22 protein-coding genes and 1 tRNA gene are annotated in these 23,869 nt (G+C 66.1%); 19 read left to right on the forward strand and 4 right to left on the reverse strand.

The annotated features are described in order from the left end of the window. Positions 1-20: 20 nt before the first annotated feature. Positions 21-1,247 carry a pyridoxal phosphate-dependent aminotransferase gene (locus tag AC3A6M_RS15205; RefSeq protein ID WP_487853558.1) on the forward strand — a complete coding sequence of 409 codons (1,227 nt, stop codon included), beginning with the start codon at positions 21-23 and terminating at the stop codon, positions 1,245-1,247. Positions 1,248-1,270: 23 nt separating this feature from the next. Then, entirely contained in the window at positions 1,271-2,590 is a 1,320-nt protein-coding gene (locus AC3A6M_RS15210; RefSeq protein WP_487853559.1) for a homoserine dehydrogenase, read from the forward strand. Here AC3A6M_RS15210 and AC3A6M_RS15215 read toward each other — a convergent pair. The 3 genes from AC3A6M_RS15215 to AC3A6M_RS15225 all read right to left on the reverse strand — a co-directional run bounded on the left by AC3A6M_RS15215 (position 2,587) and on the right by AC3A6M_RS15225 (position 5,241). Continuing rightward, positions 2,587-2,814 carry a hypothetical protein gene (locus AC3A6M_RS15215; protein WP_487853560.1) on the reverse strand — a complete coding sequence of 76 codons (228 nt, stop codon included), beginning with the start codon at positions 2,812-2,814 and terminating at the stop codon, positions 2,587-2,589. The genes AC3A6M_RS15210 and AC3A6M_RS15215 overlap by 4 nt on opposite strands. 208 nt (positions 2,815-3,022) lie before the next feature. Beyond that, positions 3,023-4,531 (reverse strand): sensor histidine kinase, encoded by a 1,509-nt coding sequence (locus AC3A6M_RS15220; protein WP_487853561.1) that lies wholly within the window; start codon positions 4,529-4,531, stop codon positions 3,023-3,025. A gap of 2 nt (positions 4,532-4,533) precedes the next feature. Then, positions 4,534-5,241, reverse strand: coding sequence for a response regulator (locus AC3A6M_RS15225; protein WP_487853562.1), 708 nt, complete (start codon positions 5,239-5,241; stop codon positions 4,534-4,536). Positions 5,242-5,399: 158 nt separating this feature from the next. On the opposite strand from AC3A6M_RS15225, the gene AC3A6M_RS15230 reads away from it, so the two are divergent. The 11 genes from AC3A6M_RS15230 to msrA all read left to right on the forward strand — a co-directional run bounded on the left by AC3A6M_RS15230 (position 5,400) and on the right by msrA (position 16,983). Next, positions 5,400-6,461 carry a porin gene (locus AC3A6M_RS15230; protein ID WP_487853563.1) on the forward strand — a complete coding sequence of 354 codons (1,062 nt, stop codon included), beginning with the start codon at positions 5,400-5,402 and terminating at the stop codon, positions 6,459-6,461. Between the two features lie 42 nt (positions 6,462-6,503). Next, positions 6,504-7,475, forward strand: coding sequence for a tripartite tricarboxylate transporter substrate binding protein (locus AC3A6M_RS15235; RefSeq protein ID WP_487853564.1), 972 nt, complete (start codon positions 6,504-6,506; stop codon positions 7,473-7,475). A 27-nt stretch (positions 7,476-7,502) separates the two neighbouring features. Further along, positions 7,503-8,594, forward strand: a complete 1,092-nt coding sequence (locus AC3A6M_RS15240) for an ABC transporter substrate-binding protein (protein ID WP_487853565.1) — start codon at positions 7,503-7,505, stop codon at positions 8,592-8,594. Positions 8,595-8,684: 90 nt separating this feature from the next. Next, a complete protein-coding gene (locus AC3A6M_RS15245; RefSeq protein WP_487853566.1) occupies positions 8,685-10,496 on the forward strand; it encodes an ABC transporter permease in 1,812 nt (603 codons plus the stop codon). Positions 10,497-10,537: 41 nt separating this feature from the next. Beyond that, complete coding sequence (locus AC3A6M_RS15250; protein ID WP_487853567.1) at positions 10,538-11,602, forward strand: ABC transporter ATP-binding protein; 1,065 nt, start codon at positions 10,538-10,540, stop codon at positions 11,600-11,602. 26 nt (positions 11,603-11,628) lie between these two features. After that, a complete protein-coding gene (locus AC3A6M_RS15255) occupies positions 11,629-12,684 on the forward strand; it encodes an AbrB family transcriptional regulator (RefSeq protein WP_487853702.1) in 1,056 nt (351 codons plus the stop codon). 112 nt (positions 12,685-12,796) lie between these two features. Continuing rightward, positions 12,797-14,692 (forward strand): MFS transporter, encoded by a 1,896-nt coding sequence (locus AC3A6M_RS15260; RefSeq protein ID WP_487853568.1) that lies wholly within the window; start codon positions 12,797-12,799, stop codon positions 14,690-14,692. Between the two features lie 48 nt (positions 14,693-14,740). Beyond that, positions 14,741-14,817: transfer RNA gene (locus AC3A6M_RS15265), tRNA-Pro, on the forward strand. A gap of 236 nt (positions 14,818-15,053) precedes the next feature. After that, a complete protein-coding gene (locus AC3A6M_RS15270) occupies positions 15,054-15,965 on the forward strand; it encodes an NADP-dependent oxidoreductase (protein WP_487853569.1) in 912 nt (303 codons plus the stop codon). 54 nt (positions 15,966-16,019) lie between these two features. Then, positions 16,020-16,463 (forward strand): peptide-methionine (R)-S-oxide reductase MsrB, encoded by a 444-nt coding sequence (gene msrB, locus AC3A6M_RS15275; RefSeq protein ID WP_487853570.1) that lies wholly within the window; start codon positions 16,020-16,022, stop codon positions 16,461-16,463. 1 nt (position 16,464) lies between these two features. Beyond that, positions 16,465-16,983 (forward strand): peptide-methionine (S)-S-oxide reductase MsrA, encoded by a 519-nt coding sequence (msrA, locus tag AC3A6M_RS15280; protein WP_487853571.1) that lies wholly within the window; start codon positions 16,465-16,467, stop codon positions 16,981-16,983. Here the strand turns inward: msrA and pdxR are convergent. After that, complete coding sequence (gene pdxR, locus AC3A6M_RS15285) at positions 16,964-18,373, reverse strand: MocR-like pyridoxine biosynthesis transcription factor PdxR (RefSeq protein ID WP_487853572.1); 1,410 nt, start codon at positions 18,371-18,373, stop codon at positions 16,964-16,966. The two genes, msrA and pdxR, sit on opposite strands and share 20 nt — an antisense overlap. 394 nt (positions 18,374-18,767) lie before the next feature. Between pdxR and AC3A6M_RS15290 the strand changes: the two genes are divergently transcribed. The 6 genes from AC3A6M_RS15290 to AC3A6M_RS15315 all read left to right on the forward strand — a co-directional run bounded on the left by AC3A6M_RS15290 (position 18,768) and on the right by AC3A6M_RS15315 (position 23,827). After that, positions 18,768-19,724 (forward strand): AraC family transcriptional regulator, encoded by a 957-nt coding sequence (locus tag AC3A6M_RS15290; RefSeq protein ID WP_487853573.1) that lies wholly within the window; start codon positions 18,768-18,770, stop codon positions 19,722-19,724. Positions 19,725-19,848: 124 nt separating this feature from the next. Continuing rightward, positions 19,849-20,619: an alpha/beta hydrolase family protein gene (locus AC3A6M_RS15295; RefSeq protein ID WP_487853574.1), complete on the forward strand. Its 771-nt coding sequence runs from the start codon at positions 19,849-19,851 to the stop codon at positions 20,617-20,619. 98 nt (positions 20,620-20,717) lie between these two features. Continuing rightward, on the forward strand, positions 20,718-21,389 hold the full coding sequence (locus AC3A6M_RS15300; protein WP_487853575.1) for an FMN-dependent NADH-azoreductase: 672 nt from the start codon (positions 20,718-20,720) through the stop codon (positions 21,387-21,389). A gap of 357 nt (positions 21,390-21,746) precedes the next feature. After that, positions 21,747-22,382, forward strand: a complete 636-nt coding sequence (locus tag AC3A6M_RS15305) for a nitroreductase family protein (protein ID WP_487853576.1) — start codon at positions 21,747-21,749, stop codon at positions 22,380-22,382. 125 nt (positions 22,383-22,507) lie between these two features. After that, positions 22,508-23,053 carry a carboxymuconolactone decarboxylase family protein gene (locus tag AC3A6M_RS15310; protein ID WP_487853577.1) on the forward strand — a complete coding sequence of 182 codons (546 nt, stop codon included), beginning with the start codon at positions 22,508-22,510 and terminating at the stop codon, positions 23,051-23,053. Between the two features lie 78 nt (positions 23,054-23,131). After that, the gene (locus tag AC3A6M_RS15315; protein ID WP_487853578.1) at positions 23,132-23,827 is read left to right on the forward strand and encodes a glutathione S-transferase N-terminal domain-containing protein; all 696 of its coding nucleotides are present in this window, start codon (positions 23,132-23,134) and stop codon (positions 23,825-23,827) included. The last annotated feature ends 42 nt before the right edge of the window (positions 23,828-23,869 follow it).

Consider the following 23,869-nt stretch of genomic DNA (forward strand, 5'->3'; position numbering starts at 1 on the left):
TACATTGGCAGGGTGACATTTTGCGACCGATTCTGAAATCGAACAAGCTGGATGACGTGTGTTACGAAATCCGCGGCCCCGCGCTCGAGAAGGCGCGCCAGATGGAGGATGACGGCCACAAGATCATCAAGCTGAACATCGGCAACCTGGCCGTGTTCGGCTTCGATCCGCCGGACGAGATCGTGCAGGACATGATCCGCAACCTGCACGGCGCCGCGGGCTACACCGACTCGAAGGGCATGTTTGCGCCGCGCAAGGCGGTCATGCACTACACCCAGGAAAAGAACATCGCCGGGGTGAAGATCGACGACATCTACCTGGGCAACGGCGCCTCCGAGCTGATCGTGATGGCGATGCAGGGCCTGCTCAACAATGGCGACGAGGTGCTGGTGCCGGCGCCCGACTATCCGCTGTGGACGGCGGCGGTCAGTTTGGCGGGCGGCAATCCGGTCCACTATATCTGCGACGAGCAGGCCGGCTGGATGCCGGACATTGCCGACATGCGCAAGAAGATCACGCCGAACACCCGCGCGATCGTGGTCATCAACCCGAACAACCCGACCGGCGCGCTGTATTCGCGCGAAGTGCTGCTGGAGATCGTCGAGCTGGCGCGCCAGCACGGCCTGATCGTCTACGCCGACGAAATCTACGACAAGACCTTGTACGACGGCGAAGAGCACGTTTCGCTGGCCTCGCTGGCCGACGACGTGCTGTTCGTGACCCTGAACGGCCTGTCCAAGAACTACCGCTCCTGCGGCTACCGCGCCGGCTGGATGGTGGTGTCCGGCGAAAAACGCCATGCCAAAGACTATATCGAAGGCCTGAACATGCTGGCCTCGATGCGCCTGTGCGCCAACGCGCCGGGCCAGTTCGCGATCCAGACCGCGCTGGGCGGCTACCAGAGCATCGCCGACCTGGTGGCGCCCGGCGGCCGCCTGGCGCGCCAGCGCGACCTCGCGCACAAATTACTGACCGATATTCCGGGGGTGTCCTGCGTCAAGCCAAAAGCGGCGCTGTACATGTTCCCCCGCCTCGACCCCAAGATCTACCCGATCGCTGACGACCAGCAATTTATCTGCGAGCTGTTGTCCGAGGAAAAAGTCCTGCTGGTGCAAGGCACCGGCTTCAACTGGATCGCCCCGGACCATTTCCGGCTGGTGTTCCTGCCCAATTCCGACGACCTGACCGACGCGTGTGGCCGCATTGCGCGCTTCCTCGACGGTTACCGGCGCCGCCACGCGCGCTGAGAACGACAGAGTAGAACTTGAATATGAAACCCATCAAAGCAGGCTTGTTAGGCATCGGCACCGTCGGCGCCGGCACCTATCACGTGCTCCAGCGTAACCAGGAAGAAATCCGCCGCCGCGCCGGCCGCGGCATCGAAGTGGCGATGGTCGCCGCCCGCAATCTCGAGCGTGCCCGCCGTATCGTCGGCCCGGAAGTCGAGGTCGTGGCCGACCCGTTCGCGGTCGTCAACCATCCCGAGATCGACATCGTCGTCGAGCTGATCGGCGGCTACGAACTGTCGCGCGAACTGGTGCTGCAGGCGATCGCCAACGGCAAGCACGTGGTCACCGCCAACAAGGCCCTGCTGGCGCTGCACGGCAATGAAATCTTCGAAGCGGCCCAGGCCAAGGGCGTCATGGTGGCCTTCGAGGCGGCCGTGGCCGGCGGCGTGCCGATCATCAAGGCGCTGCGCGAAGGCCTGTCGGCCAACCGCATCGAGTCGGTGGCCGGCATCATCAACGGCACCACCAACTTCATCCTGTCGGAAATGCGCGACAAGGGCCTGGACTTCGGCACCGTGCTCAAGGAGGCCCAGGAGCTGGGCTATGCGGAAGCCGACCCGACCTTCGACATCGAAGGCGTGGACGCCGCCCACAAGCTGACCATCATGGCCGCGATCGCGTTCGGCATCCCGATGCAGTTCGCCAGCAGCCACGTCGAGGGCATCAGCCAGCTGCAGGCGGTCGATATCCGTTACGCCGAACAGCTCGGCTATCGCATCAAGCTGCTCGGCATCACCCGCCGCACCGTGGTCGACGGTACCGAGGGCATCGAGCTGCGCGTGCACCCGACCCTGATTCCGTCCACCCGCCTGATCGCCAACGTCGAAGGCGCGATGAATGCGGTATTGGTGAAGGCCGACGCGGTCGGCACCACGCTCTACTACGGCAAGGGGGCCGGCGCCGAGCCGACCGCGTCCGCCGTGATCGCCGACCTGGTCGACGTGACCCGCCTGGCCACCGTCGATCCGTATTCGCGGGTGCCGCACCTGGCTTTCCAGCCGGCCGAGCTGGCGGACCTGCCGATCCTGCCGATGGAAGAGATCCGCACCGCCTACTACCTGCGCGTGTACGTGCAGGACCAGCTGGGCGTGATGGCCGACCTGACCCGTATCCTGGCCGAGGCCGGCATCTCGATCGACGCCGTGCTGCAGAAGGAGCCGGGCGAGAAGGCCCGCACCGACATCGTCATCATCACCCACCAGACCCGCGAAAAGTACGTCAACGCGGCGATCGCGAAGATCGAAGCGTTGTCGACGGTGGTAGGCAAGGTGGTGCGTATCCGCCTGGAGTCGCTGGGTTAACCCGCCAGCCAGGGCCGCTCGATGGCGACATCGGGCGGCATGGCGGGTGGCCTGCTCCAGCGATCGAAGAAGTCGTCGGCGAACTCGTCGACGCACTGTGGCGCCTCGGCCTGGCCATCGAGCGACGCCGTGGTGAGGACGAGCAGCTCCTGCTCGATCTGGTCGAACAGCGCCTCGGTGGCGCTGCATTCGTGGATGCTGTAGGCGTGGCGGGTCGTGTTCATGGGCGCATTCTACCGGCGCCGCATGGTACAGGAAGCCCATCCGGCAACAGAGCTTGTGCTCGCTCAAACGCCGAAAGTTTTGCCGTCTCGCATGCTTGGCTATCCGCAATATGCGTCGTGAAACAGTTCGTGTTCGGCAGCGTTTGCCGATACCTCGCGTCCCACCTGGCGGGCCCCGCCATCGAAACAGCGGGATTCCCGGCTTCGTTTAACCCGAAACAAGGTCGTCCGTGCCGGCTGCTGCCGTCTCGGCGGGGAACAGCACGCCGATCTTCAGGCCGTGGCCGCCGTCGGCGCGGCCCATGCTCAGCGTGGCGCCATGCAGGGTTGCGATGTCGCGCACGATCGCCAGGCCCAGCCCGGTTCCGCCGGGATTGATTTCCAGCGCCGCCTGGGAGCGGTAGAAGGGCATGAACACTTTCTCGTATTCCGCCTCGTCGATGCCGGGGCCGCTGTCTTGCACTTGCAACAACACGCCGGACGGCACCCGGCATACCCGCAGCAGCACCCCGCCGCCCGGGGGCGTGTAGCGGATCGCATTGTCGGTCAGGTTGGTCAGCAGCTCGTGCAGCAGCATTTCCTGGCCCTGGACCGTGGTGCCGTCGCCGTCCTCCGCCTCCAGCGCCAGGTCGATGTTCTTCTGCACCGCCGGCAGGGCCAGTTCCAGGCCCACCTGCTGGGCCAGCGCCGCCAGCGAGACCGGGAAGGAGGCGGCGCTGCCGTTGCCGTGCTCGATGCGCGCCAGGGTCAGCAGCCGGTTCGCCAGGTGGACGGTGGAATCGGTGGTCGCCGCGATCGAGCGCACGATGGCCTGCATCGCGGCCGGGTCGTTTTCGCGCAGCGCCAGTTCGGCCTGGGTCTTGAGCACCGTGAGCGGCGTGCGCAGCTGGTGCGAGGCGTCCGCGATGAAGCGGCGCTGGCTGGCGATCAGGCCCTGCATGCGGCCCATGGTGCCGTTCAGCGCCGCCACCAGCGGCCGCACCTCGCGGTGCACCATGGACGCGTCGACGTCCGACAGGTCGGACACCGCGCGCGTCTCGAACACCTGCTTCAGGCGCATCAGCGGCTGCAGCACCAGGCGCACCGCGAACCACACCAGGGTCGCGACCGCCAGCACCAGCAGCGCCTGGCGCAGCAGGGTGTTCAGGAGGATGCGGCGCGACAGCGCACGGCGCGCGTCCAGCGTCTCACCGACCTGGATCAGGGCGATGCCGCGCATCGAATCGTCGTACACCGGCTGCAGCAGGGCGGCGATGCGCAGCGGCTCGCCGTTGTAGTCGGCATGGTAGAAGCGCACCAGGGCCGGATAGAGTTCCGAGCGCTTGACCTTGGCCGGCACCGGCGGCAGGTCGTCGTAGCCGGACACGGTTTCGCCCTTCAGGCCGCCGACCCGGTAGAAGATGCGGCCCAGGGTGTCGGTCTCGAAGCTGTCCAGCGCCACGTAGGGGACGTCGGCCACCACCTTGCCGTCGCGGACCGAGACCCGTTCGGCCAGCGCCCGGGTCGAGGCCAGCAGCGAGCGGTCGTAGGCGATATCGGCGGCGTCCAGCGCGTCGCGGTAGAGCGAAACCGCGTTCAGCGCGACCAGCGCCACCAGCGGCAGGATCAGCCAGCGCAGCAGCTGGCTGCGCAGGCTGCCCAGCGGCGCCGCCGGCGCGGGCCGCGTGGCCGCGCCGGGCTGGCGGCGCAGGAAGGAGGCGAGCCGCGCGACCGTCATCGTCAGGCCGGCTTGTCCGCCTGCGCCGGGCGTTCCTGCAGCAGGTAGCCGATCCCGCGCAGGGTGACGATGGCGGCGCCGCCGTCCTCGCGCTTGTCGAGCTTCTTGCGGATGCGGTGGATGTACAGCTCGATGGCGTCGAGATTGGCGTCGTCGTCGAGCGCGAACACGGCGTCGAACAGCTTTTCCTTGGACAGCGCGCAGCCCGGGCGCGCGATCAGCGTCTCCAGCAGGGCGTGCTCGCGCGGCGTCAGCGGCAGCGCTTCGCCGCAGTAGCTGAACATGCGCGCCACGGTATCGAAACTGAGCTGGCCGCAGCGGTGCACCAGCGCCTCGTTGCCGACGCTGCGGCGCAGCAAAGCCTTGACGCGGGCTTCCAGCTCGGCCAGTTCGAAGGGCTTGGCCAGGTAATCGTCGGCGCCCAGGTTCAGTCCCTGCACCCTTTCTTCGAGGCCGCCGCGGGCGGTCAGGATCAGCACCGGCGTGCGCGCACGCGGGCCGCCGCGCGTGCGCAGGCGGCGCAGCACCTCCAGGCCGTCCATCTTGGGCAGGGTCAGGTCCAGGATCACCAGGGCGTAGTCCTGGGTATGGAGCAGGGCATCGGCATCGGTGCCGCTGGTGGCGCATTCGACGGTGAGCTTGGCGTCGCGCAGCGCCTTGGAGACCCAATGGGACAGCTCGACGTGGTCTTCGACTAACAGGATTCGCATTTTTTTAGTGTAAGCGGAAACCGCCGGCGCCGGATAGTGCGCATTGAATACGGATTGAAAGCCGATTGACAGCCGACTGAAAGCTGATTGAAAGGAAACGCCGCATATAGTTGGTTCGCCAAGCAGTATAAAAAAGATTTTTCACAACCGGAGACACCATGAAGAAGTCGGCTCTCGCGCTCGCCGCCCTGGCAGCGCTTTCCCTGAACACCACCGCCCACGCTCAATCCAACGTCCAGGTCTATGGCCTGATCGACGCCGGCGTCGAGCACCTGACCAACGCCGGTCCCAACGGAGCCGACATGACCCGCGTCGTCTCGGGCGGCAAGAATACCTCGCGCTGGGGCTTCCGCGGCAGCGAAGACCTGGGCGGCGGCCTGAAAGCGGTGTTCAACCTGGAAGGCGGCATCCTGCTGGACACTGGCGCCCAGGACGGCGCCCTGTTCAAGCGCCAGGCCAACGTCGGCCTGGAAGGCGCCTTCGGCCGCGTGGTGATCGGCCGTTCGTTCACCACGACCTATGACCTGGTGATCAAGGTCGACCCGATGGGCTTCGCGCCCAACTACTCCTGGGCCACCAGCGGCAACGCCACCGGCCCGTCGAAGTACGGCATGACCACCGCGTTCGACAACCTGATCAAGTACACCGGCCACACCGGCGGCTTCACCTACGGCGCCACCATCGGCCTGGGCGAGCAGACCACCAGCCAGGCCGACGGCCGCAAATACGCGGTCGGCGGCTCCTGGAGCGGCAGCGGCCTGCTGGTGATGGCATCCTACGAGCAGATCAACGGCAACACCGTGGCCGCCACCGGCAACCGCGACCAGACCACCGCCTTCCACGTCGGCGCCGACTACAAGGTCGGTCCGTGGCGCCTGGACGCCGCCATGCGCGGCTACAAGCTGGAGTCGGGCAAGGCAGCGACCCCGGACGTGCGCGGCGACACCTACTGGGCTGGCGTAAGCTACAACGTGAAGGCCTGGACCCTGACCGGCGCCGTCTACCACGTCAACACCAAGAGCGTGGCGGCCGACAAGGACGCGGATCCGACCATGCTGGTGGCGCGCGCGATGTACGCGCTGTCCAAGCGCACCGACCTGTACATGGTCGCCGCCCACGCCAAGGCCGACCACGGCCAGCTGGTGGGCCTGTCGCGCGACGATCCGGGCTTCGGCACGACCCAGAACGGCTTCACCGCCGGCATCCAGCACCGCTTCTGATCGCCGCCGGACGACCGCGCCAACAGCAGTATCATGCTAGCCATGCATACACTTCGATCCCTGTTCGCCGCAGCCATGGTCTCGACCCTGGCTGCGGCCGCCATCCCGGCCATGGCCGCCGATGCCGAATGCGTGGTGCCGTCCAAGCCGGGCGGCGCCATGGACCTGACCTGCAAGCTGGCCCGCAAGGCCCTGCAGGCCAGGCCCGACGCGCCGCGCCTGAAGCTGAGCTACCTGCCGGGAGGGATCGGCGCGGTCGCCTGGCACACCATCGTCTCGCAGCGCCGGGCCGAGCCGGACACCCTGATCGCGTTCTCGAGCGGTTCGCTGCTCAACCTCGCCCAGGGCAAGTTCGGCAAGGCCAACCCCGGTGACGTGCGCTGGGTGGCCGCGCTCGGCGCCGACTACGGCATGATCGCGGTGCGCGGCGATTCGCCGTACCACAACCTGGCCGAGCTGATCGACGCGCTGCGCAACGATCCGCAGAAGGTCCTGATCGGCGTGTCCGGCACCATCGGCAGCCAGGACTGGATCAAGATGGCCCTGCTGGTGCGCAAGGCCGGCATCGATCCGAAGCAGCTGCGCTTCGTCGCCCTGGAAGGCGGCGGCGAAGAATTCACCGCGATGCAGGCGAACTACGTCCAGGTGATCTCGGGCGACACTTCCGAGGCCACGCTGTACGCCGACGCCGGCAATGTGCGCGTGCTGGCGGTGCTGGCCGAACACCGCCTGCCGGGCGTGCTGGCCAAGGTGCCGACCGCGCGCGAACAAGGCTACGACGTGGTGTGGCCGGTCATCCGCGGCGTCTGGATGGGCCCGGGCGTATCCGACGCCGACTACAAGCGCTGGGTCGAGGCTTTCGACCGCATGGAGGCGGCGCCCGGCTTCGCCCAGATGCGCCTTGAAGCCGGCCTGTATCCGTTCTCGCTGACCGGCGACGCGCTGACCCGCTATATCAAACAGGCCGTGGCCGACTACAACCGGCAGGCCAGGCAGTTAAACCTGGTCCGCTGACCATACCGAAAAAACCAAGGAGACGACATGCAATTCACCAAAACCCTCATCGCCGCCGCAGCTGCCATGCTGGCCGCCCCGCTGGCACTGGCCCAGGTGCCGGCCGGCTATCCCGCCAACTACCAGCAACTGGTCGACGGCGCCAAGAAGGAAGCCAAGCTGGTGATCTACGGCGCCACCGACAGCAAGGCCGCCCAGCCGCTGATCAAGGACTTCAACACCCTCTACCCGGGCATCACGGTCGAGTACAACGACATGAACTCGACCGAGGTGTACAACCGCTTCATCTCCGAGAACGCGGCCGGCGGCGACACCGCCGACGTGCTGTGGTCCTCCGCGATGGACCTGCAGATGAAGCTGGCCGCCGGCGGCTACGCGATGGCCTACAAATCGGTCGAAGCGTCCAAGATCCCGGGCTGGGCCGTATGGAAGGACACCGCCTACGGCACCACCTTCGAGCCGGCTGCCTTCGTCTACAACAAGCGCCTGGTGACCGAAGCCGAAGTCCCGCACACCCATGCCGAATTCGTGAGCCTGATCAGCAAGCCGAAGTTCCAGGACAAGGTCACCACCTACGACATCGAGAAATCCGGCGTCGGCTTCATGTTCATGACCCAGGACGAGAAGGATTTCCCGCAGTTCAAGCAGCTGGAGCAGGCCTTCGGCGCCGCCAAGGTGCGCGTGCAGTCCTCGACCGGCACCATGCTCGAGCGTATCTCGTCGGGCGAGAACCTGATCGGCTACAACGTGCTGGGTTCCTACGCCCTGGTGCGCGCCAAGACCGACCCGTCGCTGGGCGTGGTGCTGCCGAAGGACTACACGCTGATCATTTCGCGCGTGCACTTCATCAACAGCAAGGCCAAGCACCCGAACGCCGCCAAGCTGTGGACCGACTACATCCTGTCGCACCGCGGCCAGACCGTGATCGCCAACGGCTCCAAGCTGTATGCGATCCGCTCCGACGTCACCGGCGAGACCACTTCGAGCGACCTGGTCAAGATGGTCGGCGAGAAGAACATCAAGCCGCTGCCGGTCAGTCCGGCCGTCGCCGAGTACCTGGATCCGGCGATCCGCATGGCCTTCCTGAAAGAGTGGAAAGCCACCGCCGGCAAGAAGTAAGCATCACGTAGCACCCCGGACGGGCGGGTCTGTCGACCTCCGGCCCGTCCGCCTGCCGTCCCTGTTTCCGCTGTCTGATCGGATCTCCCCATGCCTACCTTTTCCCTGCCGGGCGCACGCCTGAAATCCGGCGCCGCGCATGACGCTGCGGCTACGCGCAAGCACCTGAACTGGCCGCGCGCCATCGTGGTCCTGCTCACCTGCGTGGCGATCTTCCTGCCGCTGTTCCTGGTGTTCTACCAGAGTGTCCTGACGGCGCCTTTCTTCATGCCCGACAAGCAACTCGGGCTGGACGCTTTCCGCTTCATCTTCGACGACGCCGACTTCTGGATGGCGTTCAAGAACGGCATGCTGCTGGCCGCCGGCCTGGCCGCGATCGCCGTGCCGCTGGGCGGCATGCTGGCCTTCCTGATGGTGCGCACCGACCTGCCGGGCCGCGGCTGGATCGCGCCGGTGCTGCTGGTGCCGATCTTCGTGTCGCCGATGGTGATGGGCTTCGGCTACGTCGTGTCGATGGGCCCGGTGGGCTTCTACACGACCTGGGTGCACCAGCTGCTCGGCGTCACTCCGTGGAACGTGTACTCGTTCACCAGCATCGTCGTGATCGCCGGCCTGACCCACGTGCCGCACGTCTACCTGTACGCCTCGTCGGCGCTGAAGAGCCTCGGCTCGGACGTCGAAGAAGCGGCGCGCGTGTCCGGCGCCTCGCCGTGGCAGGTGATGTTCAACGTCTCGCTGCCGATGATCATGCCGGCCCTGGCCTATGCCGGCGTACTGGTGTTCTTCCTCGGCTTCGAGGTGTTCGGCCTGGTGCTGGTGCTGGGCGATCCGGAAGGCCACCTGGTGCTGGCGACCTACCTGTACAAGCTGACCAACAAGCTGGGCACCCCGTCCTACCACCTGATGGCCGCCGTGGCCGTGTGCCTGGTGGCGGTGACGATGCCGCTGGTGATGCTGCAGCGCTGGCTGCTGAAATCGGCCAATAAATATGTGTCGATCAAGGGCAAGGGCGCGCGCCAGAAGCCGCTGCCGCTGGGTAAATGGAAATGGGTCGCCATGGCCGTGCTGGGCGCCTGGATCCTGGTCACCGTGGTGCTGCCGCTGTCCGGCATCGTGCTGCGCTCCTTCGTCCAGTACTGGGGCGAGGGCGTGAAACTGGCCGACGTGCTGACCCTGCAGCACTTCCGCGACATCTGGGAGCAGCCGTCGCTGATGCGCGGCATCCTCAATACCATCCTGATCGGCGTGATCGGCGGCGCCCTGGCCGTGGCCTGCTACACCGCCATCGCCTTGGCCATGCACCGCAAGCAGGACGGCGTCACCCGCCTGCTGGACTACAGCGTGCTGGTGCCGCGCGCGGTGCCGGGCCTGCTGGCCGGCCTGTCCTTCCTGTGGGTGTTCCTGTTCGTGCCGAGCTGGCTGGACGGCCTGCTGCACAACTTCGACAACGACGCCGCCCGCTGGCTGTCCGAGCACTTCATCCCGCAATTGCGCCAGCTGCGCTCGACCATCTTCGCGCTGTGGTTGGCCTACTCGGTGGTGTGGCTGGCCTACGGCATGCGCCTGGTCTCGACCTCGCTGCTGCAGGTCGGCCCGGAACTGGAAGAGGCGGCGCGCGCAGTCGGCGCCAGCCGCGGCCGCGTGACCCGCGACGTCACGCTGCCGCTGATCAAGTTCGGCATGCTGGGCGCCTGGCTGATGGTGTTCCTGATCTTCGAACGCGAATACTCGACCGGCGTGTACCTGCTGTCGCCGGGCACCGAAGTGATCGGCGCGATGCTGGTGTCGCTGTGGGCCGGCGGCTCGACCGACCTGGTGGCCGCGCTGTCCTTCATTAACATCACGCTCGTGGCCATCGGCCTGGGCATTGCGCTGCGCTTCGGCGTCAAGCTGCACAACTAAGCGACACAAGCATCATGACCAACGAATTGCGAGACCCTACCATGAACGTTTTGACCGTCAACGACCTGCACCTCGACTACGGCAGCGGCGCCACCGCCAACCCGATCCTGAAAGGCGTGTCGATGCACCTGCAGCGCGGCGAAGTGGTGGCCCTGCTGGGCCCATCGGGCAGCGGCAAGACCACGCTGCTGCGCGCCGTGGCCGGCCTGGAAAGCCCGAAGGCGGGCACCATCGACATCGGCGAGCGCCGCGTGTTCGACGGCAGCCAGAAGATGGAGCTGCCGGCCGAAGCCCGCAACCTCGGCCTGGTGTTCCAGTCCTACGCGCTGTGGCCGCACAAGACCGTGTTCGACAACGTCGCCTACGGCCTCAAGCTGCGCAAGATGGCGGCCCGCGAGATCGAAGGCAAGGTCAACGAGGTGCTGTCCCAGCTCGGCCTGGGCCACCTGGGCCAGCGCTTCCCGCACCAGCTGTCCGGCGGCCAGCAGCAGCGCGTGGCGATCGCCCGCGCCCTGGTCTACAACCCACCCGTGATCCTGCTCGACGAACCGCTGTCGAACCTGGACGCCAAGCTGCGCGAAGAAGCGCGCGCCTTCCTGCGCGAACTGATCGTGCGCCTGGGCCTGTCGGCCCTGATGGTGACCCACGACCAGGCCGAGGCGATGGCGATCTCGGACCGCATCCTCCTGCTCAACAACGGCAAGATCGAGCAGCAGGGCACCCCGCAATCGATGTACGAGTCGCCGGACACCCTGTTCACCGCCGAGTTCATGGGCAGCAACAACCGCCTGCCGGCGCGCGTGGTCGCCCGCAACGGCGGCACCGCCCGCCTGCAGGTCGAGGGCATGGCGCTGAACGCCACCACCCGCGGCACCGGCGACAGCGCAGATGCCGCCGCCCTGATCCGGGTCGAGGAAGTCCGCATCGGCCGCCAGCAGGTGGACAACGGCATCCAGATGCCGCTGTCGACCTGCATGTACCTGGGCGACCGGTGGGAATGCCTGTTCAAGCAGGGCGACGCCAGCGTGCGCGCGTATTCGAAGCACCGCATCGACCCGGGCCAGTACTGGCTCGAGATGCCGGCCGAGAAGCTGTGGGTGTTCTGAGCCACAGCAGCCGACTGTTGATCCGCCTGCCGGCGCCATTGCGCGCGCTTTTGTCGACCTTCCTGCCGGCCCTGGCCCTGGCGTTCGCCGCGGCCGAGGCCTGCATCGCCCTCGATACCCCGCTGCCTTGGATGATCGGGCCGCTGTTCTTGACCGCGGCGGCCTGCATGCTGGGCGCGCGGCTGGGGGCGCCGGTGCAGGCGCGCGAAGCCGGCCAGTGGGCGATCGGCACCGCCCTCGGCCTGTACTTCAGCGCCCCGGTGCTGGCGGCGCTGGCGCGCAACCTGCCATGGATCGTGCTGGCGGTGGCGGTCGCGATCTGCCTGGGCGTGGTGGCCGGCGCCATGCTGCGCCGCCTGTCCGGCAGCGACGAAGCGACCGCCTTCTTCGCGATGGCGGTCGGCGGCGCGTCCGAGATGGCGGTGCAGGGCGAGCGCCACGGCGCCGTGGTCGAACACGTGGCCGCCGCCCACAGCCTGCGCATCATGATGGTGGTCGGTACGATCCCGTTCGCGGTGCGCTGGTTCACCAGCCACGGCTGGGGCGCCGGCATCGACCTGTTCGTGCCGCTCGCCGCCACCGTCCACCCGGCCGGCCTGCTGGTCCTGATCGCGGTGACCTCCGCCGCCGCGCTGCTGCTCAAGCGCCTGCAGGTGCCGAACGCCTGGGTGATCGGCCCGCTGCTGGTGGCGCTGGCGCTGACCGCGGCCGGGATCCAGCTCTCGCGCCTGCCGGAGTGGATGATCCGCGCCGGCCAGCTGTTCATCGGCGTCTCGCTCGGCACCCGCTTCACCCCGCGCTTCGTGCATACCGCGCCACGCTACCTGGCCGGCGTCGCCGCCTGCACGGCGGTCACCATGCTGCTGGCGGCCGGCTTCGCCCTGACCCTGGCCCAGGTGACGGGCCTGCATCCGGGCACCATGCTGCTGGCGACCTCGCCCGGCGGCATCGCCGAGATGTCGCTGACGGCGCGCGTGCTGCACCTGGGCGTGCCGGTGGTGACGGCCTTCCACGTGTCGCGCATGGTGGTCGTGGTGCTGGCGATCGGGCCGCTGTACCGCGCCTGGTCGCGGATGCGCTGATCCGCGCGGTATCGGAATCCGCTACCTTGGCCGGAGTTCGGCAAGGCCAGGTATTCAAGTGCGGTGTTGTGCGGTAGATTACGCATCTGTCACAACACCGCGACCCCACCGAATGAGCCAATCCAGCCACCATAGCCAGTTTGCGCTGCTGACCCAGCGCCGTTTCGGCCCGTTTTTCTGGACCCAGTTCCTCGGCGCCTTCAACGACAACCTGTTCAAGACCGCGCTGATGGTCGTGCTGACCTACGACGCGCTGTCCTGGACCAGCGTGCCGCCGGCGCTGCTGAACAACCTGATCCCCGGCCTGTTCATCCTCCCCTACGTCGTGTTCTCGGCGACCGCCGGCCAGATCGCCGACAAGGTCGAGAAGGGCAGGCTGGCGCGCTGGGTCAAGCTGCTCGAGATCGGCATCATGGCGGTGGCGGGCCTGGGCTGGATGACGCATACGCTGTGGCTGCTGGTGGCGGCGGTGGCCGGGATGGGCGTGCATTCGACCCTGTTCGGCCCGGTCAAGTACGCCTACCTGCCGCAGCACCTGAAGCAGGAAGAGCTGGTCGGCGGCAATGGCGTGATCGAGATGGGGACTTTTGTGGGCATCCTGCTCGGCGAAGTGATGGGCGCGGTGCTGGCCGGGCAGGGCACCTGGGGCATCCACCTGGTGGCCGGCGCCACCCTGGCCGTGGCGGTGCTGGGCTTCATCACCAGCTGGCGCATTCCGCACTCGCCGGCGCCGGCGCCCGAGCTCGCCATCAGCCGCAACTTTGCCGCCGAGTCCCTGCGCAACCTGGCGTTCTCGCGCAAGAACCGCACGGTGTTCCTGTCCATGCTCGGCAATTCCTGGTTCTGGTTCTACGGCGCGCTGCTGCTGTCGCAATTCCCGCTATATGCGAAGGACTACCTGCACGGCGACCACAGCGTGTTCGTGCTGCTGCTGACCATCTTCTCGCTCGGCATCGGCGCCGGCTCGCTGCTGTGCGAAAAGCTTTCGGGCCGCAAGGTCGAGATCGGCCTCGTGCCGTTCGGCGCGATCGGCCTGTCGCTGTTCGGCATCGACCTGTATTTCGCCAGCCAGGGCTATGCGAATACCGCGCCGGTCGACTTCCTCGGCCTGCTGCACCAGGCCGGTACGCTGCGCATCCTGGCCGACCTGCTGCTGCTGGGCGTGTTCGGCGGCTTCTTCATCGTGCCGCTGTTCGCCCTGATCCAGACCCGCTGCGACCCGCAGCACGTGTCGCGCACGATCGCCGGCACCAACATCCTGAACGCCCTGTTCATGGTGGCGGCGGCCGGCCTCGCCGTGTTCCTCATCAAGCGGGGCTTCACCATCCCCGAAATGTTCCTGACCACGGCGCTGCTGAACGCGGTGGTCGCCATCTATATTTTCTCGCTGGTGCCGGAATTCCTGATGCGCTTCCTGGCCTGGCTGCTGATCCACACCATCCACCGCGTCTCGACCGTGGACACCGACCGGATCCCGGAAGAGGGCGCGGCGGTGCTGGTCTGCAACCACGTCAGCTACGTCGACGCCATCGTGATCATGGCGGCCAGCCCGCGCCCGATCCGCTTCGTGATGGATCACCGCATTTTCAGGACCCCGCTGCTCGGCTTCATCTTCCGCACGGCGAAAGCGATCCCGATCGCCCCGGCCAAGGAAAACCCCTGGCTGATGGAAAAGGCCTTCGTCGACATCGCCCAGGCCCTGCACGAAGGCGAACTGGTCTGCATCTTCCCGGAAGGCAAGCTGACCAGCACCGGCGAAATGAACGAGTTCCGCGGCGGCATCGCAAAAATTGTCGAACGCAGCAAGGTGCCGGTGATCCCGATGGCGCTGCGCGGCCTGTGGGGCAGCCTGTTCTCGCGCGACCCGTCGAACGTGTTCGAGCGCTCCTTCACGCGCGGCTGGCGCTCGCGCCTGGCGCTGGCGGTGGGCCGCCCGGTGCCGCCGCAGGAGGTCACGCCGGAAGGCTTGTACGAGGAAGTGCTGGCCTTGCGTGGTGAATGGAAGTAACAAAACACTTATCATTTTACCTGCCTCTGATATAATTGCAGGCTGAGTCGGGGCGTAGCGCAGCCTGGTAGCGTACCTGCATGGGGTGCAGGGGGTCGGAGGTTCGAATCCTCTCGCCCCGACCAATCAAATCAAAGGGTTAGCGAAAGCTAGCCCTTTTGTTTTTGGCGTCCCGCTTGCGCCAGGTCGATTCCCATCCACACCTTCCAGTACACCGCCGAGCCGCCCGGCCTGGCAGTACAGTGGAGGCATACTGTCCAATGGCAGCGATGCGCACATGTGGACGAATCAGCACCATTTCGAGACTACCGAGTACGCGAACGGCGCTAACATGGTTATTCCAGGCATAGGGAGGAAGACCATGAAAGCGATCATCGTGACGGACCAGGCTGCGGGCATGGCCGGAATGAAGCTGGTGGAGCGGCCGGAGCCGCAGGCCGCCATCAATGACGTTATCGTCCGGATCCATGCGTCGGGATTCGTCGGGACCGAGTTATCATGGCCATCGACCTGGGCGGATCGCCTCGGCCGCGACCGGACGCCCACGGTCCCCGGCCACGAGCTGGCGGGCGTGGTCACGGCCCTCGGCTACGGCACGGCGGGCCTGTCGCCTGGGCAGCGCGTGTTCGGCCTCGCCGACTGGTATCGCGACGGCTCCCTTGCCGAGTATGTGGCGATCGAGGCACGCAACCTCGCGCCCTTGCCGGACGACGTCGATTTCACGGTGGGCGCGAGCCTGCCCATCTCGGGACTCACCGCGTGGCAGGGATTGTTCGATCACGGCCGCCTTCAGGCGGGACAGAGCGTCATCGCGCACGGCGCGGCCGGTGCGGTCGGCTCGATGGTGACCCAGCTTGCAAGATCGGCCGGCGCACATGTCATCGGGACCGGACGCGCCGCCGACCGCAACAAGGCGCTCGACTTCGGCGCCCACGAATTCGTCGACCTCGACACCGACAAGCTGGAAGATGTCGACAGCGTCGACCTGGTGTTCGATGTCATCGGCGGCGACATCGGGAAGCGGTCCGCGCGCCTGATCCGGGCCGGAGGAACCCTGGTGTCTGTCGTCGGCCCATCCGAAGCGCGGCCCGCCGACGGCCGCGCGATCGACTTCGTGGTCGAGGCCGACCGTACGCAGCTGGGCGAGATCGTCCAGCGGGTGCGCGATGGAAGACTGCGGACCAACATCGGCAAGGTGGCGGAGCTCGACAACGCCGTCGCAGCATTATCGGCGCCGGGCAAGGGCAAGTCGATCATCCGCGTTCGTCCGTGAAGATGCGAGGGGCAACAGCAAGACCCGACTCAAACAACATTTTGGAGGCTGATCATGGAATACAGAAAGTCACAGCAGGCGATCGATCGACTGACCCCGGTGCAGCGCCGCGTCACGCAGGAATCGGGAACCGAGCGTCCGTTTACCGGGGAATACAACGATCACAAGGAGCCCGGCATCTACGTGGACGTGGTCTCGGGCGAACCCCTGTTTGCGTCGACCGACAAGTTCGAGTCGGGCTGCGGGTGGCCGAGTTTCACCAAGCCGATCGTTCCCGCGAACGTCAATGCCTTGCGCGACACCTCCCATGGGATGGTCCGGACCGAAGTGCGGTCGACGCACGGCGACAGCCACCTTGGGCACGTCTTCCCGGACGGCCCGCCGGACCGCGGCGGCCTGCGCTACTGCATCAATTCCGCCTCGCTCCGCTTCATCCATCGCGACGACATGGAGCGCGAGGGCTACGGTGAATATCTCGACCAGGTTGGAGGGCTTTGACATGCATGAGCGCGCTGTACTTGCCGGGGGCTGCTTCTGGGGCATGCAGGACTTGATCCGCAAGCTGCCCGGCGTTGTCGCCACCCGCGTCGGCTATACCGGTGGCGACACGCCGAACGCGACCTACCGCAACCATGGTAGCCATGCGGAGGGAATCGAGATCGTCTTCGATCCGGCGCAGACGAGTTACCGGCGCATCCTGGAGTATTTCTTCCAGATCCACGATCCGACCACCATGAACCGCCAGGGCAACGATATCGGCATGAGCTACCGTTCGGCGATTTTCTATACGAGCGATGAGCAGAAAAGGGTGGCGGAGAGGACCATCGCCGACGTGAACGCGTCGGGCCTGTGGCCGGGAAGGGTCGTGACCGAGCTTGCGCCTGCCGGGGACTTCTGGGAAGCCGAGCCGGAGCACCAGGATTACCTCGAGAAGCGGCCCGACGGGTATACCTGCCACTTCCCGCGCCCCAACTGGGTCCTTCCCGAGCTGAACCGGGCTAGCGATATCGATCGATGATGTCGAACAGGTGACGGCAGGCGGTAGCGAGCTGGGGCTCGGGCGCCGTGGCGACCCCGAGCAGCAGCCCCGGCAAGGCCAGGGATGGGGTCGCGAACCACGCGGACAAAGGCGAGGGGGCCATGCCGAAGGCGAGCGTTTCCCGGGCGATCTGTACGTCGGGCGCGCCGTCGGGGAGCCTGAGCAGTACCGCCAGGCCCGCCTTGACCCACTCCGCGTCGCGCATGCGCAACTGCTCGCACAGCGCGTCGCGTTGCGCGGAATACAGGCGCTTGAGCCGGCGCACGCGCCGCACGTAGTGGCCATCACGCATGAATTGGGCCGTGGCGAGTTGCACGACCGGTGCCGGCGCGGGGGCGAGCATGGCGGCTACTTCCGAGAACGCGGCAAGCAGCTCGGTGGGCGCCACGACGAACCCGAGTCTCAGCCCGGGACTGATGGTCTTGCTGAAAGAACCGATGTGGATCACCCGGTTGCCCTTGTCCAGTGAGGCCAGGGCGGGTGCCGCCCTGCCTTCCAGTTGCAGCTCGCTGAGGTAGTCGTCCTCGATGATCCAGGCGCCGCTCGAGACCGCCCATTCGAGCAGCTGAAGCCGCCGACGCAGGCACAAGGTCGAGCCCAGGGGCGCCTGTTGGCCGGGCGTCACGACGGCCAGCGCGGCGTCCGCAGCGTGCCCGATCCCGTAGCTGACGTCGAGGCCGTCGGCGTCGACCGGTACCGGAACGATATCCAAACGGGCGAGTTCCAGTCCTCTCCGGGTGAAGTGGAAACCGGGCTCTTCCATCCAAACCTTCTTCCCCTCCAGGCCCAGCACTCTCAGCGCAAGACCCAGGCCGGCCCGGTATCCCGACGTGATGAACACCTGCTCCGGGGAGCAGTGAAGATTCCTGGCGATGGAGAGATAGCCCGCAATCTCCCGGCGCAGCTCGAACTCCCCGCCAGGATCGGGATAGATCGGTGAGGAGAGCGAGCCGATCTTCAACAGATTGGAAGCGCGGGCGCGCGCAAAAAGCCGCTCCGGGAGGACATCCAGTCCCGGAATGCCGAGCTGAAAGATCCCGGGCCGGGCGTTTATCTCCTGACAGGTTCTCATCAGGATTCCCGGTTCCGGCGCCTTTGCCTGGGGCGCCGCCACGCTGGGCCGCGGCGCCACGCGGGTGCCTCGTGCCCCGAATGTTTCGATCATCTGGGCATCGGACAGGCGTTCATATGCCGCCTGAACGGTACCACGCGCCACGCCGAGTTGCGCGGCCAGGTCCTGCCACGAAGGCAGTCTGGTGCCAGGTACGAGCAGGCCTGACTCGATGGCCCGCGTAATACTGACAAGAATTTGTTCTGACAGAGACAGCTTCGCTGTCCGGTCGAGTTGAATCTGCAGGGTCGAATCCATTCTTGGTACACACAAACTAGGGGGATCTTGGTTCTTCTATTCGTACCATCGATAGTACAGAATGTAAAGACCAAGAGGAGAAGCGCAACAATGATGACTCGTCCGATTCTGACCGCAATAGGTATGACAACTGCAATCTCCGCTGGCGCCGAGGCGCATGGGCCAGGCGTCACCGCGAAGCCGAATGTCGAATTCCGGTAGCCGCATGCCGCAGACGCCAAAGGAGCATGCCGACCGCCACCAGCGGAGCACCCGCCCGGGTCCGCGAGCCCTCAGTGCCGGGCCCATCTTGAGCAACGTTGAAAACCCTGCACCTGCAGCGCGTGCGCCGCACGTCCGATCAGTTCACGCCCGCAGCCCGTCCGGCGTGAGCGTGTTACGTTCCCGAAGTGCTATGTCCCAAGTCGACTGGCTGAGCCATCTCCTGCAAATGATCACCGTCACTGGTCGACTGGAGGTGCGCTGCGCCTACGATGCTCCATGGCGCGTGGCCTGGCCCCAGTCCGCGGCGCACGAGATTCCTTACCACGTCGTCCTCAATGGCCGGGCCGTGATCGAGGATCCGGAGACGAACACTGCCACGGAGCTGGTGAGCGGAGATATCGTGCTGTTGCCGCACGGGTCGGCGCACGTGCTGCACGACGGCAGCGGACGTGCGCCGGCGCGTACCTATATCCGGAGCGGTCCGGCGGGAATGACGTACAGCGAAAACGATGGCCAGGGCGCGCATCTGGACATGTTGTGCGGGCGGTTTTTCATCGGCCCGCCTCACGACCGGCTGATCCGCAATTATCTGCCCACCAACCTGGTGGTTCGCACCGCCGGCGGCCATGCGGAAGAGGGCGCCCACGCCGCGTCGAGCCATCTGGCCAGCCTCGTCGGCCTGATGCGCACCGAGTCCGCCGGAGACAAGCTCGGTGGATTTGCCATCCTCAATGCGCTTACCTCGGCGCTGTTCACGCTGGTGCTGCGTGCGGCAAGCGAATCCGAGCAAGCCCAGGCAGGCTTGTTGGCGCTGTCGGGCCATCCGCGGCTGGCGCCGGCCATTTCAGCCATGCTGGCCGATCCGGCGCGGCCCTGGAACCTGCCCGATCTGGCCGCCCTGTGCAGCATGTCGCGCGCCACCTTCGTACGGCATTTTCAGGACAAGCTGGGACGCTCGGCCATCGAGCTGCTGACCGATATCCGGATGAGCCTGGCCGCCAACGAGCTGAAGAAGCCGGCGATGACCACCGAAACCGTGGCCGAGTCGGTCGGCTATCAATCGGTGGCGGCCTTTCGGCGCGTGTTCACGGACAAGATGGGGATGACACCGGGGCAATGGCGCCGCCAGGCGCGGGAGGGCGAGTAGGGCCTTGCCATTGCATCGCCGTTTTGATCTTCCTGGGCATTGAATTGAGCCGCTGCAGTCTCGAAACCTGTATCCGGCCGCGCTAACGTGGAGGCTTCCGACACCAGGGATATCGACTCCTCGTATGACAGCACAAACCTTTGAATTCGACGGCCCGCGCGGCTACCGGCTGGCCGGCAAGCTGGAGCTGCCGGACGGGCAGCCGCAAGGCTGGGCCATACTCGCCCACTGCTTCACGTGCGGCAAGGACAGCCTGGCTTCCACCCGCCTGGCACGCGCAATGGCCGCGCGCGGCATCGGCGTGTTGCGCTTCGATTTCGCCGGATTGGGCAATAGTGGCGGGAGTTTCGCCGACGCGACGTTCGCCGCGGACGTGGAAGACCTGGTCGCGGCCGGCAACGCGCTGACCAGGGACGGCAAGCCGCCATCCATCCTGGTCGGCCATAGCCTCGGGGGCGCGGCCGTGCTGATGGCGGCAGGCCGCATGCCAGGCATACGCGCCCTGGCCACGCTGGGCGCGCCCTTCGATACCACCCACGTCCTGCATCAATTCGACCCGCAAAGCCTTCAGGCCATCGCGATGCACGGACAAGCAGAGGTGTCGCTGGCCGGCAGGCCGTTCATGGTACGCAGGAGTTTTATCGAGGACCTGGCGCGTCACGACCTGGCATCGCGGATAGCGCAGCTGCGCATTCCATTGCTGGTCCTGCATTCGCCGCTGGATGCCACGGTGGGGATCGAAAATGCCGCGCGTATTTTTACGTTGGCGAAGCACCCCAAGAGCTTCATTTCCCTCGACGACGCCGTCCACCTGCTGACGCGCCGCGCCGATGCCGACTACGCCGCCGCAATGATAGCGACGTGGGCCAGCCGCTATCTCGATCGGGAACCCTGAACGACAAGCGCTGCGCATGGCGCGAAAGCATGCGCGTGCCTCGACCGATCCAGTCACCCCAATGAATCATCATGACCAATGAAACGACCAGGATTCGCATGAACATCCTGCATATCGACTGCAGCCCGCGCCCCGAATCGCACAGCCGCGCGCTGTCGGCGGCGATCGTCGGAAAGCTCCTCGAAGCCGCGCCCGGCGCGAGCGTGACCCGGCGCGACTTCGCCGTGGCCCCGGTGCCGCACAGCGAATCCGACTACGCGACCGCCCTATCTTCGCCGGCCACGCTGGCGGCGCCGCCGATGGGTGCGCTCGATCTTTCCGAAACGCTGATCCAGGAAGTCGAGGCGGCCGATGCGATCGTCATCGGAACGCCCATGCACAACCTCACCGTTCCTTCGGTTCTCAAGGCCTGGATCGACCGGATCCTGCGCACCGGCCGCACCTTCAAGTCGACGCCGTCCGGGAAGGTGGGAATGCTGCGGGATCGTCCGGTGTTCGTCGGCATCGCTTCCGGTGGCGTTTTCGCGGGCGAGCGCGCCAACCAGCCCGATTTTCTCAGGCCGTACCTGTCCGCGGTGCTGGGCAGCATCGGGCTGAAATCCCTGCAATTCTTCCCCGTGCAGGCCACCGCCTTTCTCGACCGGGAGCAAGCCGCACTGGCAAGGAAGATCGCGCTCGCGAAGATCGACCTGACGGTGATGGGGAAGGGCGCCGCCCGATCGGCCGATGGGGATGGTCACGTGCCGGCGGTGCAGGAGAGTCAGCAATGACGATCCGCGCAAGGTCGTGAAGAAAGAAGCCTGACGACACGATGAAGAACACAGGCCCATTGACTGTCAAACGTACTTCCCTGCTCGAGAGGCGCTTCGACTACCGCGCGCTGGCGCCGGCGAGGGCCGCCAGGCGCGCTGAACTCCCTGTTCAAGATTTGTTGCTCTCCTTGACGGCGGTCCGCTTGTGCGGCCGCCTTTTTTTTCGCGCCGTTGCGGCTGCGTGATCTGGATGATCCTTTTGGGCAGCTTATTGAGCAGATGCAGTCTCGAAATCGGTAACCCGACGGCCTACAGTGGAGGCTCATTCACAGCGCGTGTGTACCTCAACCTGTCCCTTCACCCCGAGGAATAACCATGACCAAAGCACTTACCAAGACCAATGCCGTCATCGAATGCATCCTGAGCCGCAGCGCCGCCAAGTACTACGACCCTGCCGCGGTCCTGAGCGACGATCAGATCCGCGAACTGGTGCAGATCGGTACCGCAGCGCCGACCTCCTTCCACCTGCAGAACTGGCGTTTCATCGCGGTGCGCACGCCCGAGGCCAAGGCGCGCTTGAGCCCGATCGCCTGGAGCCAGCCCGCCATCAAGGATGCCGCCGTCACTTTCATCGTCATCGGCCAGCTGGTCGATACCAGCGTGATACCGGAGCGCCTGGCCCCGGTGGTCGACGCGGGCATCATGCCGGCGGCGATGGTGCCGGAATGGGAAATCCCCGCACGCGACCTGTACATGGCCTACCCGCAGCGCCGGCGCGATGAGGCGGTGCGCACCGCCACCTTCGGCGCCGCGGCAATCATTTACGCGGCCCGCTCGCTGGGCCTGGGATCGACGCCGATGATCGGTTTCGATGCCGATGCGGTACACCGCGAGTTCGGACTGGCCGACGACGAAGTGCCGGTCATGTTGTTGTCGGTAGGAGCGGAGCGTCCGGGTAACTGGCCGCAGAAGCCACGCCGTCCGGTGGCCGACGTGCTCGACCTGGTATAGGCCCGGCCGCGCCCCTTCAACGCCCGATTTGCTTCGGCCCATCGCATGGGTTCGGAGCATGCAGGGGAGTGTGCCGACATGGGCTTCCCCTATCAGTAGTGAAACCAGTAAACACGGAGATGATGATGGCAAGATCTGTAGTGCTCACCCCGGAACAAGTACCGGCCGCTTCGAAACCGACCCTCGATGCGTTCACCAAGAACATCGGCTTCACCCCCAATATGATGGCGACCTTCGCGCAGAGCCCGATCGCGTTCAACGCATGGGCAACCCTGCTCGGCTCGCTGAGCAAGGCGCTCGACGTGAAGACGCGCGACAGCATCGGCCTCGCCGTGTCCGAAGTCAATGGCTGCAATTACTGCCTGGGTGTGCATAGCTTTACGGCCGAGCATATGGCCAGGATGCCGGCCGATGAAATCATTCTCGCCCGGAAGGGCCATGCCAGCGACCGGAAGCGCCACGCCGCCGTCCAGTTTGCGCGCAAAGTCATCGAGACCCGCGGCAACGTCACGGACGCCGACCTGCAGGCTGTGCGCGACGCCGGCTACACGGAAGCGAACGTCATCGAAATCGTCGCGCTGGTGGCGATGTACTCGCTGACGAACTTTTTCAACAACGTGTTCGATCCGGAGAAGGACTTCCCCGCCGTGACGCCCGCCGGCGCGATCTGAACGCTGTCGCCCGCATCGGAGCCTCCGGGATTACCGGGGTGTCCGATGCGAACGCAACACCAAAGTCCGGAGAAGAATGTGGCACTCGATCATCCAATTTTCACGCGCTGGCCGGCGCAGTACCCCGATCGGCTCCAGCTCTATTCCCTGCCGACCCCCAATGGAGTCAAGGTCGGCATCATGCTCGAGGAGACAGGCCTCGCGTACGAACCCCACCGCGTCGACATCACGGCGAACGAGAACCGCGATCCGGCCTTCCTCGCGCTCAACCCGAACGGCAAGATCCCGGCGATCTACGATCCCGACGGGCCGAACGGCCAGCCGCTGGCCCTGTTCGAATCGGGAGCGATCCTGATCTACCTCGCCGACAAGACCGGGCGCTTCCTCTCTCCCGATCCCAACACGCGCTACGAAACGATCCAGTGGCTGATGTGGCAGATGGGCGGGGTCGGGCCGATGTTCGGCCAGGTCGGCTTCTTTCACAAATTCGCCGGCAGAGCCTATGAGGACAAGCGCCCGCTGTACCGCTACGTGACCGAGGCGGCGCGGCTGCTCGATGTCCTCGACGAACGGCTCGCGGGCCGCGAATGGGTGATGGGGGACGACTACAGCATCGCCGATATGTCGCTGCTCGGCTGGGTGCGTAACCTGATCGGCTTTTACGAAGCGCGCGAACTCGTCGATTTCGACAGCCTGCTGCATGTGCCGGCATGGCTCGAGCGCGGCCTCGAGCGTCCCGCGGTGCAGCGCGGACTGCTGGTGACGGCGGCCTAGCAGGGGCCGGGACGGAAAGGGCCGGGCGGGGCGCCAGGCCGC

Source organism: Telluria sp. Soil_C_11 (assembly GCF_057657395.1).

Bases quoted from the DNA above. Each gene is read 5' to 3' on its own strand.
- pdxR (WP_487853572.1), bottom strand. From the start codon at position 18,373: ATGGATTCGACCCTGCAGATTCAACTCGACCGGACAGCGAAGCTGTCT.
- AC3A6M_RS15240 (WP_487853565.1), top strand. From the start codon at position 7,503: ATGCAATTCACCAAAACCCTCATCGCCGCCGCAGCTGCCATGCTGGCC.
- AC3A6M_RS15210 (WP_487853559.1), top strand. From the start codon at position 1,271: ATGAAACCCATCAAAGCAGGCTTGTTAGGCATCGGCACCGTCGGCGCC.
- AC3A6M_RS15305 (WP_487853576.1), top strand. From the start codon at position 21,747: ATGACCAAAGCACTTACCAAGACCAATGCCGTCATCGAATGCATCCTG.
- AC3A6M_RS15220 (WP_487853561.1), bottom strand. From the start codon at position 4,531: ATGACGGTCGCGCGGCTCGCCTCCTTCCTGCGCCGCCAGCCCGGCGCG.
- AC3A6M_RS15295 (WP_487853574.1), top strand. From the start codon at position 19,849: ATGACAGCACAAACCTTTGAATTCGACGGCCCGCGCGGCTACCGGCTG.
- AC3A6M_RS15310 (WP_487853577.1), top strand. From the start codon at position 22,508: ATGGCAAGATCTGTAGTGCTCACCCCGGAACAAGTACCGGCCGCTTCG.
- AC3A6M_RS15235 (WP_487853564.1), top strand. From the start codon at position 6,504: ATGCATACACTTCGATCCCTGTTCGCCGCAGCCATGGTCTCGACCCTG.
- AC3A6M_RS15300 (WP_487853575.1), top strand. From the start codon at position 20,718: ATGAACATCCTGCATATCGACTGCAGCCCGCGCCCCGAATCGCACAGC.
- AC3A6M_RS15260 (WP_487853568.1), top strand. From the start codon at position 12,797: ATGAGCCAATCCAGCCACCATAGCCAGTTTGCGCTGCTGACCCAGCGC.
- AC3A6M_RS15270 (WP_487853569.1), top strand. From the start codon at position 15,054: ATGAAAGCGATCATCGTGACGGACCAGGCTGCGGGCATGGCCGGAATG.
- AC3A6M_RS15245 (WP_487853566.1), top strand. From the start codon at position 8,685: ATGCCTACCTTTTCCCTGCCGGGCGCACGCCTGAAATCCGGCGCCGCG.
- AC3A6M_RS15225 (WP_487853562.1), bottom strand. From the start codon at position 5,241: ATGCGAATCCTGTTAGTCGAAGACCACGTCGAGCTGTCCCATTGGGTC.
- msrB (WP_487853570.1), top strand. From the start codon at position 16,020: ATGGAATACAGAAAGTCACAGCAGGCGATCGATCGACTGACCCCGGTG.
- AC3A6M_RS15250 (WP_487853567.1), top strand. From the start codon at position 10,538: ATGAACGTTTTGACCGTCAACGACCTGCACCTCGACTACGGCAGCGGC.
- AC3A6M_RS15230 (WP_487853563.1), top strand. From the start codon at position 5,400: ATGAAGAAGTCGGCTCTCGCGCTCGCCGCCCTGGCAGCGCTTTCCCTG.
- msrA (WP_487853571.1), top strand. From the start codon at position 16,465: ATGCATGAGCGCGCTGTACTTGCCGGGGGCTGCTTCTGGGGCATGCAG.
- AC3A6M_RS15290 (WP_487853573.1), top strand. From the start codon at position 18,768: ATGTCCCAAGTCGACTGGCTGAGCCATCTCCTGCAAATGATCACCGTC.
- AC3A6M_RS15215 (WP_487853560.1), bottom strand. From the start codon at position 2,814: ATGAACACGACCCGCCACGCCTACAGCATCCACGAATGCAGCGCCACC.